This is a genomic window from Paraburkholderia translucens (genome assembly GCF_020881035.1).
Classification (GTDB): Bacteria; Pseudomonadota; Gammaproteobacteria; order Burkholderiales; family Burkholderiaceae; genus Paraburkholderia; species Paraburkholderia translucens.
In genome coordinates this window covers 417,405-433,644 of the sequence record NZ_JAJITC010000001.1, presented here as the reverse complement: position 1 = coordinate 433,644, position 16,240 = coordinate 417,405, and the positions used below count along the sequence as shown (strand labels likewise).

Annotated in this window: 13 protein-coding genes; 5 read left to right on the top strand and 8 right to left on the bottom strand. The window is 62.7% G+C overall.

The window, feature by feature from the left end; all coding sequences use genetic code 11:
- Positions 1–8: 8 nt before the first annotated feature.
- Genes LJ655_RS01960 through LJ655_RS01950 form a run of 3 tightly spaced genes read right to left on the bottom strand, consistent with a single transcriptional unit; the run spans position 9 to position 3,156 of the window.
- A complete protein-coding gene (locus LJ655_RS01960) occupies positions 9–644 on the bottom strand; it encodes a PqiC family protein (RefSeq protein ID WP_230559573.1) in 636 nt (211 codons plus the stop codon).
- The gene (locus tag LJ655_RS01955) at positions 641–1,954 is read right to left on the bottom strand and encodes an MlaD family protein (protein ID WP_230559572.1); all 1,314 of its coding nucleotides are present in this window, start codon (positions 1,952–1,954) and stop codon (positions 641–643) included. The genes LJ655_RS01960 and LJ655_RS01955 overlap by 4 nt, the downstream gene beginning before the upstream one ends.
- Entirely contained in the window at positions 1,951–3,156 is a 1,206-nt protein-coding gene (locus tag LJ655_RS01950) for a paraquat-inducible protein A (protein ID WP_230559571.1), read from the bottom strand. The genes LJ655_RS01955 and LJ655_RS01950 overlap by 4 nt, the downstream gene beginning before the upstream one ends.
- A gap of 768 nt (positions 3,157–3,924) precedes the next feature.
- Between LJ655_RS01950 and LJ655_RS01945 the strand changes: the two genes are divergently transcribed.
- The gene (locus LJ655_RS01945) at positions 3,925–4,704 is read left to right on the top strand and encodes a hypothetical protein (RefSeq protein WP_230559570.1); all 780 of its coding nucleotides are present in this window, start codon (positions 3,925–3,927) and stop codon (positions 4,702–4,704) included.
- Between the two features lie 143 nt (positions 4,705–4,847).
- On the opposite strand, the gene LJ655_RS01940 is transcribed toward LJ655_RS01945, so the two are convergent.
- Entirely contained in the window at positions 4,848–5,135 is a 288-nt protein-coding gene (locus tag LJ655_RS01940) for a BON domain-containing protein (RefSeq protein ID WP_230559811.1), read from the bottom strand.
- Between the two features lie 335 nt (positions 5,136–5,470).
- Here LJ655_RS01940 and ppnP point away from each other — a divergent pair, with 335 nt between their 5' ends.
- Positions 5,471–5,791, top strand: coding sequence for a pyrimidine/purine nucleoside phosphorylase (ppnP, locus tag LJ655_RS01935; RefSeq protein WP_062138011.1), 321 nt, complete (start codon positions 5,471–5,473; stop codon positions 5,789–5,791).
- A 104-nt stretch (positions 5,792–5,895) separates the two neighbouring features.
- Here the strand turns inward: ppnP and LJ655_RS01930 are convergent, their stop codons facing one another.
- On the bottom strand, positions 5,896–6,543 hold the full coding sequence (locus tag LJ655_RS01930; protein ID WP_230559569.1) for a DsbA family oxidoreductase: 648 nt from the start codon (positions 6,541–6,543) through the stop codon (positions 5,896–5,898).
- 206 nt (positions 6,544–6,749) lie between these two features.
- Between LJ655_RS01930 and LJ655_RS01925 the strand changes: the two genes are divergently transcribed.
- From LJ655_RS01925 to LJ655_RS01915, 3 genes are all read left to right on the top strand, one after another.
- Positions 6,750–7,499, top strand: coding sequence for a 2OG-Fe(II) oxygenase (locus LJ655_RS01925; RefSeq protein ID WP_230559568.1), 750 nt, complete (start codon positions 6,750–6,752; stop codon positions 7,497–7,499).
- Between the two features lie 285 nt (positions 7,500–7,784).
- Positions 7,785–10,964, top strand: a complete 3,180-nt coding sequence (locus LJ655_RS01920; RefSeq protein WP_230559567.1) for an autotransporter family protein — start codon at positions 7,785–7,787, stop codon at positions 10,962–10,964.
- Positions 10,939–11,271, top strand: a complete 333-nt coding sequence (locus LJ655_RS01915; RefSeq protein WP_230559566.1) for a hypothetical protein — start codon at positions 10,939–10,941, stop codon at positions 11,269–11,271. Before LJ655_RS01920 ends, LJ655_RS01915 begins: the two co-directional genes overlap by 26 nt.
- Positions 11,272–11,407: 136 nt before the next feature.
- Here the strand turns inward: LJ655_RS01915 and LJ655_RS01910 are convergent, their stop codons facing one another.
- From LJ655_RS01910 to LJ655_RS01900, 3 genes are all read right to left on the bottom strand, one after another.
- Entirely contained in the window at positions 11,408–11,776 is a 369-nt protein-coding gene (locus tag LJ655_RS01910) for a BON domain-containing protein (protein ID WP_230559565.1), read from the bottom strand.
- Between the two features lie 924 nt (positions 11,777–12,700).
- Positions 12,701–15,076 carry a DNA polymerase II gene (locus LJ655_RS01905; RefSeq protein WP_230559564.1) on the bottom strand — a complete coding sequence of 792 codons (2,376 nt, stop codon included), beginning with the start codon at positions 15,074–15,076 and terminating at the stop codon, positions 12,701–12,703.
- A 143-nt stretch (positions 15,077–15,219) separates the two neighbouring features.
- Positions 15,220–16,230: a DUF2891 domain-containing protein gene (locus LJ655_RS01900; RefSeq protein WP_230559563.1), complete on the bottom strand. Its 1,011-nt coding sequence runs from the start codon at positions 16,228–16,230 to the stop codon at positions 15,220–15,222.
- Between the last annotated feature and the right edge of the window lie 10 nt (positions 16,231–16,240).

Here is a 16,240-nt window from a genome sequence, read left to right as displayed (position 1 = left end):
CTGTTCGCTCAGTGCGCGCCGACTGACGCTGCGATCCGGTCGGCCAGATCGCCGAGAACGCGGCTCAACGCGGCGGCTTGCGCGGGCGCATCGTGTCCGCTGATCGCGGAGTCGAGCCTCACCTGCTGCCGCAGCGGCGCCTGATCCGGGTGCCCGGTCAGCAACGTCCACTCCGCCTCTAGCGTCAACATGCCGCTTGTGTCGGCCGTGGCGTCCAGCACGGTGACGACCAGCTTGCGCGTGCCGGGCGGCGCGGGCGCATCCGGATCGACGAACGACCCGGCGGGCAGGCGCGTGAGCAAATCCTGCGCAAGCGTGCGGCGCATCATCTGGGCGAGTGGTGCGCCCCAGCGGTCGTTCTCGTCGATCGTCAGACGGTTTTGCGAAGTCAGCGTGACGACTTCGAGCCGATCGAGTACCGCGGGAATATGCACGGCAGTCAGTTGAATCGGTGTGATCGGCGCGGTGGCTGGCGGCGGGTCGGCGGGCATCGCGTTCAACGTTACGTAGTGCGTGGGCACGCTGTGCGCGCATCCGGCGAGCGTCATCGCCACGATGGATGCGGCACATGCCGCCGTCCTGACATGCGTCGCGACCGATGTCGCGACGGGCCGTCTGGCGCAGAGCACGGACCTCGTCATCATTGCCCCTCCTGCTGCCGTCCCCGGATCATCGCTTCGGGATGGCGATCGAGATAGTCGGCCAGCGCCCGAATCGAGCGCGCGGTGTCGGTCAGTTCCTGCAAGGCGGCGGGCAGGTCGTTCTGACTCGACGCATCGGCGCCGAGCGTTCGGCTTGCCGCAACAACGGTGCGATCGGCCGAGTTCGCGGTCTCGCGCAGCTGCGCGACGAGCGGACCGATTTGCGGCGAGACCTGCTGCAAGGTGTGATCGATCTGGGCGACGGAGTGGTCGATGTGGGTCAAGCTGTCCTTGATCAGCGGCGAGGAGCTGAGCGTGTTGATGTGTGCGGCGATACTGCGGACCTGTTCGCCGGTTTGCCTGATCGGCAGATCGTCGATCTTCTGGATCACCTCGTTGGCCTTGGCCATCGTCGTATCGAGGTTCGCGGCAGCGACACTGGGAATCACGGGCAAGCCGTCCTCGCTGGCGAGCCTGGCGACCGGTGCGCCCGGCGCACCCGCTGCGCTTGCCACGAAGTCGAGCCTGATCTTGTCCGCTCCGACGAGCGGCGGATCTTGCGACAACCTCGCGCGCAAGCCCGTGGCGACGAGGTGAGCGAGCATGCCGTCGACGAGCGGACGCCAATCGCCGTTGGCCGGCGGCGGCACGCCGACGATGCCAAGTTGTGACGGGTTCAGCGCGATCTCTACCGGAGTGCTCAGCGCGCCGGTGCGGGCATCGTAGTTCAGATGCACGCCGGTGACGGTGCCCACGTCGAAACCGCGCAATTGCACATCGGCACCAGTCTTCAGTTCGCCGACGGCGCCGTCGAATCGCACGAGATAAGTGACGACCGGACCATGCCCCGGCGCGAGCGCGGGGCGGCGATCTGTTCCCTCGAATTGCGAAGCGGGCTGACCGGCGCCTGGCTGCATCACGATCTCGGGGCCGGACAGCACGCCCTTTATCGACGCTGGATCGTTGAGATTCACGTGGGCGCCGCGCAGGAAAAACTTCGTCTCGCTGCGCAGATACTTTTTTTCGGCGCGATCTATCTTGAGTTCGGTTTGCACATGCTGCCCATCGGATGTGAGCTTGATCGCGGAAACGGCGCCGACCTTGACGCCGCGCAGCGTGACGATCGTGTCGTCGGGCTTCATGCCGTAGGCGTTGTCGAACGTTACAGTGACGGTCTCACCCCGGTTCATCCAGGCGCGAATGCCGAGCCATCCAGCGATGGCGAAGGCGGCGATCGGCACCGCCCAGATCCAGCCGGGCCCTGCGCTGCGCCTCACCTGAGCCAGCGAACGAGGGGGACGCGCGCCGCTCATCGCTCGCTCCTCAAGCGCACGTCCCACATCAGGCGCGGGTCGAACGCGCGCGATGCGGTCATCGTCAGGAACACGACCATCGCGAATGCGGTTGCGCCGGTTGCGGGTCTGGTCGAGGCGATGCCGTCGAACTGAATCAGCGGCACGAATGCCGCGATCGTGAACACGTCGACGAATGACCACCGGCCGAGCTCGTCGATCAGGCGATACAGATGCGCCTTGATCCGCAGATGCCGGCGCGAACGCCGCTGAACGGAGAAGACGAACCACGCCATGCCGAGAATCTTCGCCACCGGAATGAGGATGCTCGTACAGATGATCAGAATGCCGAGCGGCCACAGACCCGCATGAAACAGCTGGTAGACGCCGTCGATGATCCGGTGCGACTGGGGGCGCCCGAGTTGCATCGAAGTGGTCATCGGAAAGAAGTTGGCCGGGATCGTCAGAACCAGCGCCGCGAGCGACAGCGCAGCCGCGCGCACGACGGCGTCGGCTTTGCGTGCGCGCAGCGTCAGTCCGCAGCGCGGGCAGGCATGCCCCTCTTGCGATATCGGCGCGACCAGATCGCATACCGTACAGGACAGCGACGCTTCATCTTCCGGCAACTCGTTTTCCGCGGCGATTGCGCGCCATACGGTGCGTCGATCGAGCGCGGCGCGCGTGAGCATCGACAGCAGCGCCGCGGCGATGAAGCAGTAGCCGCCCGGGGCGATCGTGCCGGTCAGATTCTGCGTCACGCGCGCATAGCCGACGAAGCAGCCGACCAGATACACATCCGGCATGGTCCAGATATCGAGCGAGGTGGTCCAGCGAAACAGCGCGCCGATTCGGCTGGTACGCCAGCCGAGCCGCAGTGCGACGAGGACGATCACGAGTCCGCCAAAACGGATGAACGGCAGCACGATGCCGAACGTGCCGAGCATCAGTGCGAGAATGAACCACCCGTCGTTCCACATCGCCACGATGCCCGACGACAGCAGCGACGAGCGCTCGACGCCGAGCATGTGGACGTACATCAGCGGCGCGAGATTGGCGGGAAACAGCAACACGAAGGTCGCCGTCGCGCAGGCGAGTGCCGCGGACTGACTACGGCCGCTACGCCGCTCGAGCGGAAAGTGGCAGGTTCGGCAACGGGCGTAGGTATGTGCGGTGAGCGGCGGGATGTCTTCTAGCGCGCCACATTCCGGGCAGCCGATCGTCATGCGACGTTCTCCATCGGCTGTCCGGTTTCAGGCGGGCAGTGCGTTGCGAATGAGGTTTGACCGATCATCACCTCGACTCCCCGGCGCCGTTGGACGCGCAAAAGCACGGCAGACGCGCTGGCGCGCGCTAGCCCGTTGTTCTTCACTAGCATGGCGCGTTCCCGGGGCGCGCCAGGCGGACGGTCAGTGCGCTTGGCCGGCCTTCGCGGGCTAGCCGAACGGTGCCTGCGATCATCCGCGTTGCCCACGCGCCTTGATTGGCTGTCTCCGGTACCGGATTGAACTGGGCGTATTCAGAAAAGCGGGTGCCGCGCGTAAAAGCGGATTGAAACTCGCGAAACTTTCAAAAGCTATTCCGGTTAATTGCGGGCCGCCAATTATGCGAATTGTTTGGCTTTCGCACGAGCAGAGATCGGCGGCTTGCGCAATAGGGAAAGCCGAGTTGTCGCGCAGCGCTTGGCACGGCTGCACGCGTTAAACGCTGCCACGGTACCGCGTCATTCAGGGCGAAAATAATCGGCCCACCGCGCTTGCGATGCCGGCGTGCGGGGCGATCCAGTTCGGCAAGATTGACTCTCAGGGTTTCTCCCATATCCTGGCGGGACCGGCAGTGGCACTCGTGCGCTACACCGCTCATCTTCAAAGAAAAAATGATGCCGACGTCAAAAGAATGTGCTAGAAAATAACAATTGCGCGCGCGGAGAAATAGCCAGTCGTGCAAGTAAATATTTCGGCTTTCAATACTCTTAATCGGCCGCGAGGTGGATCATGAGAACAACGACGCTTTGGGGGCTCGGGGTGACGACGGTCGCTTCGGCGCTGACGCTGCAGTGTTATCCAGCGTGGGCCGACGGACCCGAAGCGGCGTATGCGTCCGAAGAAGAGGTGCCGCCCGGCTCGCTCAGTCCGAACGAGTACAAGGTGAACGCCGACGGCATGAAGGAAGATCCGAATGCGAAGATGTCGGACGTGGCCCGCGCGTATCGCAACGGCTATATCAATCGCGGCAAACAGGATCAGGCCGACTACGAGGCAATGATCGACGCGCACAATCACGGTCAGCGCAAGCCCGCCAGGACCGACGTCGCGCGGGTCGATGTGCCGCCGCTGCCGCCAGGCGTCCCCGAAGACGATAACTCGAAGTACACGAGCATTCCGCCGCAGCCTCAGCGGACGCAGCCGGCGCAGTACGCGCAACGCCAGGTGCCGCAACAGCCGCCGCAACAGCAATACCAGCAGGCTTACCAGCAGCCGCAATACGCGCCGCCGCCAATGCAATACCAGCAGGCGCCGGCCTACGCGCAGATGCAACCCGTCTATGCGGACAACCAGCCGCTCTACGTGCGGCAGGACTATCCGCAACCGCCCGTGCAGTACGTGCCGGTTTATCCGCAGCCGCAATACGAGGAAATGCCGCCGGTCGTTGAAACCGTAATTCAACCGGCGGCGCCTGTCGCTTATCAGGTTTATCGTCCGCCGGTCTATTGGGCGCAGCCTCGCGTATACGCGTATCGTGCTCCGGTCTACGGCTATCGGATGTGGCGTTGAGGTATTGCGACGAGTCGTGGCGGCGTTTCGCAAGAATAGCGCGCCGCGGCGAATGCTCGCGCGCATGATTTGAATGGTCGATGGAAAGTACTCAGCCTGGCCCATTCGCGTCAAACTGAGTGCTTTTTCTCAATCGCTTTGCGCTAATGGCCGCTGGCGCCTCTTGTGCGCACATTCAGGTGGTTATTCACCCGTCTGACTCCGCGCACCGATCTCGCGACACTACCGGCGCGTTGCACCTGTTGGCGCTGCGGTACCCAACCGGTCAGCGTCACGACGCCGTGGCGCGCCTGCACGTGGATCCCCGTTGAATGCAGATTCGGTGCGCGGGACAGTGCGCGCCGCACGTCACGCGCGAGTTCGCTATCAGGTCTATTGCGAGGCGGTGACGCCGAGATGGACTGACTTTGCGCGGATGCGCCGTTCGGCATGCCGCCGCCGGTTTGCGCATTCGCGCAGGTCGCCGCGCCGGTTGCGATCACTGCCGCGGCAATTGCGCCGATTATTCTGCTCGCACGGTCTCTTCTCACACACCCTCCTTTCCCTGGCGGACTATGGAAAAAGCACGATCGGGAGTAGTACAGCATTCTTGAATGCCGATAGGGTTCTGGCGGGGTTTACCGTATTGCCGCCATCAATAGCCTGTATGATGGCGGGCTCGCGCCCGGACCGGAGCCCCGCGCGGGCGGCATGCGCGCATCGCGCCGTCTGCCGCGCCCACCGGGCCGCCACGTTTCCATTCACGATGACCCAGAGGAAGACCGCCATGACGGCTGCAACGCAATTCGACCAGGTTTCTGTTGTCAAACGAGCCAACGTGTACTTCGACGGCAAGTGCGTCTCGCACACCGTCCTGTTCGCCGACGGCACGCGCAAGACGCTCGGCGTGATCCTGCCCGGCACGCTCAACTTCGGCACCGACGCGCCGGAACTGATGGAAGTGCAGGCAGGCCAGTGCCGCATTCGGCTCGACGGCAGCGACGAGTGGAAGACCTATGGCGCGGGCGAATCGTTCTCGGTGCCGGGCAAGAGCCGCTTCGACATCGACGTGGTCGAGACGCTCGACTACGTTTGCAGCTACTTGTAAGCCGTTCTTAAGGCGCGTGCGATCGGATTAGAAAAACCTGTTGCACGCGCCGGCAACGGCCTGAGCACTGAGCCCAGGCTGTCTTCGCTCCAATGGGTGGGTTCCTACGCCGCCTGTTTCGCCATGATCTCCTCGATCACCTGCACGAATTGCTCGACAGGTTGTCCGCCCGTCACGAGATAGCGACGGTCGAAAATGATCGACGGCACCGACTGAATGCCCATTTCCTGATTGTTCTTTTCCGCTTCGCGCACCTCACTGGCGTACGCGCCGCTCTCCAGCACGTCGCGCGCTTCGCTGGCGTCGAGCCCGACCGATTGTGCCGCTTCGACGAGCACGTCATGATTGCCCGGATTCTTGCCGTCGGAGTGATACGCGCGCAATAGCGCGAGCTTCAGCGGCAACTGCTGGCCCTTCAGGCCGGCCCAATGCAGCAGGCGGTGTGCGTCGAACGTGTTGTAGGTGCGCGTGCGCTGACCGAAATCGAAGCCGACGCTCGCGCCGCGTTCGCGGATCATCGCCTGCGTTTCGGCAATCTGCGCGGCCGTGCGCCCGTATTTCTTGCCGAGATACTCGACGATATCCTCGCCGTCCGGTCCCATCTGCGGATTCAGTTCGAACGGATGTATGACGATGCGTGCGTCGATCTTGTCCTCAAGCCGCGCGAGCGCAAGCTGCAGCGATGACAGGCCGATCGCGCACCACGGGCAGGCGATGTCGGAAACAAAATCGATGGTGAGCTGCTGTTTCATGGTTGTCCCTGGCGAAATGAAGTGCGATGGGCCTGGCAAATGCGGCCGCAACGAGACCCACAGCGTAGCGTGAATCGTCCATCCGCGCAGCCCCGCCGAATTTGACCGCAAGACCCGGAGTGTTTTGCCGTTACTGCCCTCGTACACTAACGTCATGGAGATACTTTCATGGTGCGGGCAGCGGGCCTGTCCGCCCCTCATCGACGATGAACGCATATGAAGCGGCGCTGCCCGCAACCACCTCCACGCAAACGATCGAACAGCGCATCGACGCACTCGACTGGTCACAGGTCGAACGAGAACTCGATCAGTACGGCTGCGCCGCCGTGCCGCAACTATTGACAGCGCACGAATGCGACGCGCTGAGCGCGCTCTATTCACATGACGAGCTTTATCGCAGCCGAATCGTCATGGCGCGCCACGGCTTCGGCCGCGGCGAATACAAGTACTTCGCGTATCCGTTGCCGCCGCTCGTCGGCGCTATGCGCGGCGCCCTGTATCCGCACCTCGTGCCGGTCGCGAACCGCTGGAACCAGGCGATGGGCATCGACGTGCGTTATCCGCCGAAGCACGCGGATTTCATTCGACGCTGCCATGACGCCGGCCAGATGCGTCCGACGCCGCTGATCCTCCAATACGGCGAGGGCGACTACAACTGCCTGCATCAGGACCTGTACGGCGAGCACGTGTTCCCGCTTCAGGTTGCAGTGCTGCTGTCGGAGCCGGGACGCGACTTTACCGGCGGCGAGTTCGTGATGACCGAGCAGCGTCCGCGCATGCAGTCGCGCGCCGAAGTCGTGCCGCTCGCGAAGGGCGACGCGGTCGTGTTCACGGTGAACAGCCGCCCCGTGCAGGGCACGCGCGGGCCGTATCGCGTGAATCTGCGGCATGGCGTGAGCCGCTTGCGCTCGGGACATCGGCACACGGTTGGCATCATCTTTCACGATGCGCTGTGAGGGACGCTCCTCCTACTGACGCCTCAGCGCTTCTCGCTGACGCCGCGCAAGGCGGGAGCGAGAACTTCACTTGCCGATAACCGACGGCGCGAAGTACCCATGATGTTCCGCAAGTGACAATCGGCATCGTCTGATTGTATCTCGAAAGAAAAGCTGAAGAATCGTGGGCAGGGTGGCTCGGCTTTTCCGCGCCGCCCTGCCCGGTGATTCTCCTCTCCGGGGACGATGAAATAGGCCGCGGTTCGGCCTGGTTCTGGACTCAAGTTTTCCGGATCATAAATAGAGATGAAGAAGAAAATGAGCAATAAAGATTACCCTGCAGCACGCCTGTCGCTTAGTCATGCTATGCATCTGGTGCGAGCGCCTTTTCCCCGGCGCAGCACTGCCGTCGCCGTAGCGCTGCTGATTTCCCCATTTGCCCATGCACAGGCGCTTTCGGTCAGTGACGGTTCAACACAGGCCATTTCCGGGACTTACACGACATCGGGCGCGAACCAGCATGCAGTGCTTGTAAGCAACCGCAGTGTCGTGAACGGATCAAAGGTGACGCTGTTCACAGCCGGACGAGGGGCGCATGGAGTCTATGCATCCGACGGTGGGAACGTTTCTCTGACTGACAGCGTTATCAGTACCACGGGCGATCAGGCAAACGGCGCCTTCGCTTTCGCACGCAATGCAGTCCTGTCGCTCGAGAACACATCGGTACACACAGAGGGCAACTGGGCTGCGGGCGTCCAGGCCAATAACGACAGCACCGTGACGGTCAAGGGCGGCAGCGTGACCACCACCGGGTCGAATGCCTACGGGCTCTACAACATCGGATCGGGCGCCGATCTGTCAGCAAGCGGCACCGTGGTTCTAACCTCGGGGGCCGCGAGCGCAGGCGCCTACAATCAGGCGGGCGGCCTGATGACCCTGGATGACGTCTCGATCACCACCACCGGTAATGGTTCCCACGGTGTGCAGATCGGTTCGCGGGGCGTCATTGGCGATGGATCGACCTCCGATACCACGCTCATATCGAACAGCTCGGTGACCACGCTGGGCGACCGTTCGTTTGGATTGCTCGCATCGAACAATGCGACGCTGAACGCGACGAATGTCACCGTCAGCACGACGGGCGCAGGGAGTTTCGGTGCGGAATCGGCCTTTGGCGCGCAGATCGGCGTACAGGGCGGCTCCATCAGAACAGCGGGGGATCAGTCTGCCGGCCTGCTGGTGGCGGGTATGTCCGCGACTTCCGGCGATCCTGGCACGAATGCCCCGACCATTGTCGCGAGCGGACTGGACGTGGGTACCAGCGGCGCGAATGCGCCGGCTGCCTATCTCGCGGGCGGTGCCAGCCTGTCGTTCTCGAACGGCACCCTGTCGGCAAGCGGCGCAGATTCCGATGCACTCGATGTGACCTATCTCGACACGACCGCCCCGGCCATCGCGAACATTATCGACAGCACGCTGACATCGACGCAGCGTGACGGATTGCTTGTGGCCGATGCGACGCTGGACGCGACGCTGACCGGTTCGACCGTGACGGCAGGGAAAAGCGCACTGGAGGCCGTGAATGACGGTGTCCTGAATGTCGTCGCGGATGCCTCGACCCTGAACGGTACGACCCATGCCGATTCCACCTCGACGCTCAACGCCACGCTGCAGAACGGCTCGGTCTGGAACGTGACCGGCCCGTCGAACCTGACCTCTCTCACACTGGACAGCGGGACCGTTCGTTTCCTGTCGCCCGCGCAGGTCAACGCCGACAGTGCGGTGCTGGCTGGCGGCGGTACATTCGACACGAACGGCTTTGCCGCGGCGTTCGATGCCCCGCTGAGCGGACCCGGATCGCTGACCAAGACTGGCAGCGGGACATTGACCCTCACGGGTGCGGGCACCTACCTGGGTGCAACAGGCGTCAACGCGGGCATTCTCCAGGCGGGAGCGGCAAACGTCTTCAGTCCTGCATCGAGCTTTAACGTCAATAGCGGCGCGGTGCTGGACCTGAACGGGTTTGGCCAGACGGTTGCTGGGCTCGGCAATGGCGGGACGATCCGGTTCGGCCAGACGGCTGGAACAACCCTGAACGTGACCGGCGACTATGCGGGCAATGGCGGCTTGCTGGCAATGAATACGGAGCTGGGCGATTCGTCTTCGCTGACGGACCTCTTGCATGTCGCGGGTTCGACTTCCGGCAGTACCGGCGTGCAGGTTACCAACGCAGGTGGCCTGGGTGCACAGACCACGGGCGACGGTATCAAGGTCATCCAGGTTGACGGTGCATCAAACGGCCAGTTCAGCCAGGTCGGAGAAATTCAGGCGGGAGCGTACCAGTACACCCTGTACAAGGGCGGCGTGAACGCGGATGCATCCAGCGGGAACTGGTATCTGCGGTCGACCCTCGAGAGTCCGCCGCCGTCCCAGGCTGATGACGAAAGTGATCCGTCTCATTCGCACGTCGGGGAGGACGGTCCGGCAGCGCCTGCTATCGATGCGCCTGTCGCTTACCGTCCGGGAACGGTGGGTTACGTCATGACGCCGCGGCTCAACGTGAACTACGGTTTCGCGATGCTGGGTCGGCTCCATCAGCGCGTCGGCGATGTGCCAGATAGCGTGCGCCCGTCTGGTGGGAATGTTAATGCCAACGGCGTGTGGGGGCGCATTTACGCATGGAGTACGGAGACGAACGCATTGAGCCGTTTCTCGGCCGACGAACGGAGCGTCTTTGCGCAGTTCGGCAGGGACTGGACCTTGAGTGCTTCTTCGATCGGAGACAGCACGCATGCCGGTATCACGGCTACCTTTGGCAATGCATCCACACAGTTCTCCGATGCGCCGCGCGGCGAAGCGGGCTTGAATACGGCGACAGGCTCCGCGCAGACGCAGATTCAGGCGCTTGGTGGTTACTTCACCCGCTATCTGGCGAACGGGGCCTATTCGGACAGCGTTGCGCAGGTTGCGCACTATCACAACCGGTACAACGACAACGGTGGCAATACACCGGGCCAGGACGGTTATTCCTTGGCGGTCTCCGAGGAGATCGGCAGGCCATTCCAGATGGCCAGCTTGCCAGTGGCGTTCGAGCCGCAGGCGCAACTCGTGTACCAGTACATGAACCTCGGCGCATTCAACGACAACGTTTCCGCGATTTCATCAACGGTGACAAACGCGCTGCGTGGACGGGTCGGATTTCGCATCATCACGGATGACATGGAAAACGCGAGCGGTACGAGTAAGGCGAGGCCCTATTTCACCGCCAATCTGCTGCATGATTTCCTCGCTCCGGGGCAAACCACGGTAGGTGAGACACCGTTCAGCGTGAACTTTGCCCGTACCTGGATTGAGGCTGGCCTTGGCCTCACTGCGACGTTTGGCAAGCGGGGCAAGTTCTACGCCGCCATCAACTACGGTCATAGCCTCGGTGGACAGACTGCCCACGGTTTTAATGGCAATGCCGGGTACCGGTTCAGCTGGTAATCAGCAAGCGACTTGCCTCATTGCGCTGTCGGACCTGTACCGTCGGCGTGTGCGGCAGGTCCGTGCATGTTGTTTTCATCGTGGAGAAGAGGCGGTGCAATGCAGCCTCTTTGTCGAGTCGCATTGTCGGAAAGATGCGTTTACGACGAAGCTGCCGGATTCGAGCGTGATCGCGCCGCTCCATCCGATCATCGTGCCCGCTATCAGCGACCGCTTCGAACACAAAAGGGTGATCGTCGTGAGGCTGGCGATCGGCTTGATGGAATCGAAGACGAAAGAGCTTGAACTCGAGAAGATTTCTACATAGCGACGGCCGACTTGTCAGCCGGCGCGTCGCCACGAGAGGCATTCATGATCGCCAGTCGAGCACGGAATGCCTAGGCCATCGATGTGACGCACAGGCAGACCATCGGCCTTCCCGTACAGTCTGGTCTTGCACTGCGTCAGGTCCCGACAGGGCGGATCGATAGCGCGTTCTTGACGGAAGTTACGCCAGGTACGCCTTTCGCCACCTCGGTCGCCCGGTCGCTTTGTGCCTGAACCGGTACGCTGCCCTGGAGCGTGACCGCACCATCACGGGCGCGAACCGTGATATTCGACGTTGAGATGCTCCTATCTTTCACCAGTGCCGAACGAACCTGACGTTGGAGCGCCCGGTTCGCTGCTTTCATTGACCTGTAATGCGCTCGGGCTTCGGACGTTGTGGTCGGGGCAGTAGCCGGAGCAGCCTCGCTCGCCTGTGCATAGGCATGAATTGAACCCGTAATCAGAAGGGCGGCGCTGACCAGTCTGACGGCGTGGATTGCTTTCATGCATCTTCTCCTGTCGTTGCAGATTGTTGGGGTATAGATTCAGGGATATCGCACAACGCCGCCACCATCTTTGCAAGGCGGATCAAATGGCACTATAGGACAATAAAGGGTGAGGTCAAGTGCCGATGCAGACGCCGCCAATCGCGTGGACAACCCGCGATTTTTAGAATGCGTCAGAGAGGACAGTGTTCGAATGGTGTTGGCCGGATTTCAAATCAAGAATCAGAATCAGGTGCTCTTCACCGTCAACCATGGGTTACCTCTTCGTGTTCGACATGATCAGCCATCCCGCATCGACCCGGATGCACCTTCGCCGTGCATATGACGCAGTCTGACCAAGCGGATGTGTCGTCGGCCGTGGTGAAGTAGGCAATTCGTCCATAGTCGCCTGGAGTGATGACATAGGGGCGGCTTCGGCGATCACGAGGTCGAATCACTGTCTGCCACCGGTCAGGTCAAGACAGAAAAATTTAACCGATCCTGGCTATGTGGATCGCATTTGACCGCCATCGGTTGAACCTACTCCTGCCCTAGCGGCACTGAAACTACCAGTGCGCATCGCGCGGGGCGGGCAATGTCTGCCAGCGCGTCAGGCCGGAATGGGCCTGCCGCCATATCATGAATCAGGCAAACCACCGCCTATGGTCGCGAAACCTCGTGAATCGTGAACGCATGCTGCACGGCATGTCCGGCCCGGTTCGTCTTATCTGTGCAATACACGAAGCTCTCCCCGTCGATGCCAACGGCGACTAGTGCCCCCGTCATACGGGTCTCCCGCCGTCCGTCTGGACGCGGCCTCCCACGGTACAGCGGCCGTCGGGATCGCACGCAACCTCTGTATATGAAGCAGCGGCGGATTCATAGGTGGTGCTAAGCGTGGTCGAATTGAGAGTGCGTCGTATTGGTACCTGCAATCTATTCAGATCAAAACAACTGCTTCTGCCCCGACATCAGCGTCGTGAAATCGTCGCGCAGCAACGGCAGAATCGCGTCGGCTACCGGCTGCAATTGCCGCGTCAAATAGTGTTCGTAGTCGATTGCCGAGCGCAGCGTTTCGAGCGGTTCGGGGCCGGCCACCGTCATCACGTAGCTGATCCAGCCGCCGTTCTGATATTGCAGCGGCCGTCCCTGCTGGCGATTGAACGCATCGGCGACGCGTGCCGCGCGCACGTGCGGAGGCACGTTGCGCTCGTAAGCGTCGATCGGTCTGCGCAACTGCTTGCGATAGACGAGTTGATCGTCGAGCCGGCCCGCGAGCGTATCGCGCACATAGTCGCGCACATAATCCTGATACGGCTGCTGCTTGAAGATGCGCCGGTATAGCTCCTGCTGAAACTGCTGGGCAAGCGGCGTCCAATCGGTGCGCACGGTTTCCAGGCCTTTGTAGACCACGTCTTCGCGGCCGTCCGGCAAGATGGTTAGACCTGCATAGCGTTTCTTGCTGCCTTCCTCTGCGCCGCGCACCGTCGGCATGAAAAAGCGCCGATAGTGCCGCTCGAATTGCAGCTCCAACGCGCTGTCGATGCCGAAGCGTTCCTGCAGATTCTGCCGCCACGCCGCGTTGATACGTTCGACGAGCGCCCGGCCGATGCGCGCGGCGTCCTCCTCGTCATGCGCGTGCTTGAGCCATACGAAGGTCGAATCGGTGTCGCCGTAAATCACTTCGTAGCCTTGCGCTTCGATCAGCTCACGCGTCGTGTGCATGATCTCGTGGCCACGCATCGTGATCGACGACGCGAGCCGCGGATCGAAGAAGCGGCAGCCGGTCGAGCCGAGCACGCCATAAAACGCGTTCATGATGATCTTGAGCGCCTGCGATAGCGGCTTGTTGTGTTCGCGCTTGGCCGCTTCGCGTGCCTGCCACACCTGCGCGACGATCGACGGCAGACAGTGACGCGTGCGCGAGAAGCGCGCGCCGAGAAAGCCGGGCACCGAATGCTCATCGTCGGGATGCAGCATGCCTTCGACGAGACCGAGCGGGTCGATCAGAAACGTGCGGATGATCGATGGATAGAGGCTCTTGTAGTCGAGCACGAGTACCGAATCGTAGAGGCCCGGCCGCGAATCCATCACGAAGCCGCCGGGGCTCGCGGCGCCCGGCACGTCGCCGAGATTCGGCGCGACATAGCCCTGCCGATGCATGCGCGGCATGTACAGATGCGTGAATGCCGCGACCGAACCGCCGCTGCGATCGGCGGGCAGGCCGGTCACGGTCGCGCGTTCGAGCAGGAACGGCGGCAGGTCGGTCTTCGCGAAGATGCGCGTGACGAGCTCGCAGTCCTTCAGGTTGTAGCGCGCGAGCTCGGGCTTGTCTTCGGCGAAGCGGCGCTGGATTTCGTCCATGCGCTGGTAGGGATTGTCGATCGCCTTACCCTCGCCGAGCACCGAGCGCGACACGTATTCGAGGCTGAACGACGGGAAGCTCCACGTCGCCGAACGCAATGCCTCGATGCCGTCGATCACCCAACGACCCGCGACGCCCGCAAAAAAATGATTGCGCGTGGTGCCGTGCTCGCGCCACTCCATCACCGCGCCACCTCGGCCGATGCGCAGCGGCACCCCATACTGCTCGGCATGTTGTTGCAGTACCTTCAGATCGAACTGCACGACATTCCATCCGATGATTGCGTCGGGATCATGTCGTTCCATCCACGCGATCAGACTTTCGAGCAGCTGTGCGCGAGTTTCGCAGTATTCGAGCCGGAAGCCGAGCGCGCTCGGGTCGGTCAGGTTGCCATTGGGCGGCCCGAGCATATACACCTGGCGCTCGCCGCAGCCTTCGAGCGCGATCGAATACAGCTCGGCATGCGCGCTCGTTTCGATGTCGAGCGACACGAGTTTGAGCGGCGGACGATAATCGTTGGCCGGTTTCAGTTCGCCGTTCAGCCACGGGCCATTGTGCTGAGGCTCAGCGCTGAACCATACCGGCGCGGTGATGAAGCGCTCCATCATGTAGCGCTCGGGCGGCTGGATATCCGCTTCGTAGACATCCACGCCGCCTTCTCGCAGGCGCTTCTCGAAGCCCTTCAATTGCCGGTATTGTGAACAGTAAAGGCCGCTGACCGGCCGATGCTGGAAATCGCACAATTCGAGCGGCCGCAGGTCGAGCGGCGCGTCGCGGCGCAGGATCGTCTCGGCGCGCCCGCGATGTTCGGTCGGGATAAAGGCGACGGACGGCTGAGGGCGCAGGCGCAGGTGACGCGGCCCGTGGTCTGTGGCCAGCCAGAACTCGATTTCCGTGCCAGCCGGGGTGTCCCGCCAATGTCGGGTCAAAATGAAACCCTGCTCGAACTCAGTCAAACTTCCACCTTTTAAGCGGCGCAATCGCCTTGCGCGATTTTACCGCCGCGGGAAGGGGCTGTTGAGCGGGCAATGAAAAGGCGCTTCGTAGCGAAGCGCCCCAACCACCACGGCATTGCTTCTTCAAAGATCGTTCATTTCGCTCAGGCTTCGAGCGCCAGTGTCGCGAATGTGGCGAGCCAGTGTTCGCCCATGTAATCGCCGGCCACGTGCGGCAGCGCGCAGTGCAGATGACGCTCGGCCGCATCGAACAGCACGGTGCGACGCACGTCGCCCGCGGGCAGCGCACGCGCGAGCGAACGCTGGCACCAGGCGCGGCTCAGATTGAGGCCGTCCAGATGCGCGATCTTGCCGTCGCTGCGGTCAGTCACGGTGACAGGCTCGAACAACGTCGCCGGCTTTTTCGCGCCGAGGTCCGGCAGGAAGCGCCCAAACCAGTCGGTGAACTGCGCAGACGGCAGCACGCGCCGCATCAACTCCGCTTCCATCAGCGCGGGCGACAGGAACTCGTCGCCGGCCGGCTCCCACGCCTGACACGCGACGTCGTCCAGATACCAGCGCTCCGCGGTGCTGACGATCAGCGCCTCGAGCGATTCGCGCGAGGTTTGCCGCGCGAAATCGAGTGTCAACGCGAGCGCGAACGCCATGTTGAAGTGCGTGCCCACGCGCAGCGGGTAGGTCGCCTTCGGCAGGAACTCCTCGAAGCGGCCGACGAACGCCTCGGTGAGCGGCGCGAACGCCTTCGCCCAGCGCGCCGCGTCGGAAATCTTCAGCGACTGCAGCTGCGCGCCTAGCGCGAGCAGCCACGCCCACCCATACGGCCGCTCGAAGCCGCGATTGTGCGGCAGGTCCAGATACGCGAGTTCGCCGGCGACGTTCGCCCCGGTGAAATGCTCGTCGACCACCGCGACGATGCGGGCGGCCTCGGGCAAGTTGGGGAAGCGTTCGAGCAGATACAGGATCAGCCAGTAGCCGTGCACGCACGAATGCCAGTCGTAGCTGCCGTAAAAGATCGGATGCAATGCGCGCGGACCCTGCACGTCCTGCGGCCCGGCGAGCGCGTGCGTGAGCTTGTTCGGGTATTCGCGAGTGAGGTGGCCGAGCGCGACTTTGGCGAATTTCGACGCGAGTTCGAGGGTGAGCTGGGTGGTCATCGGCGGCTCC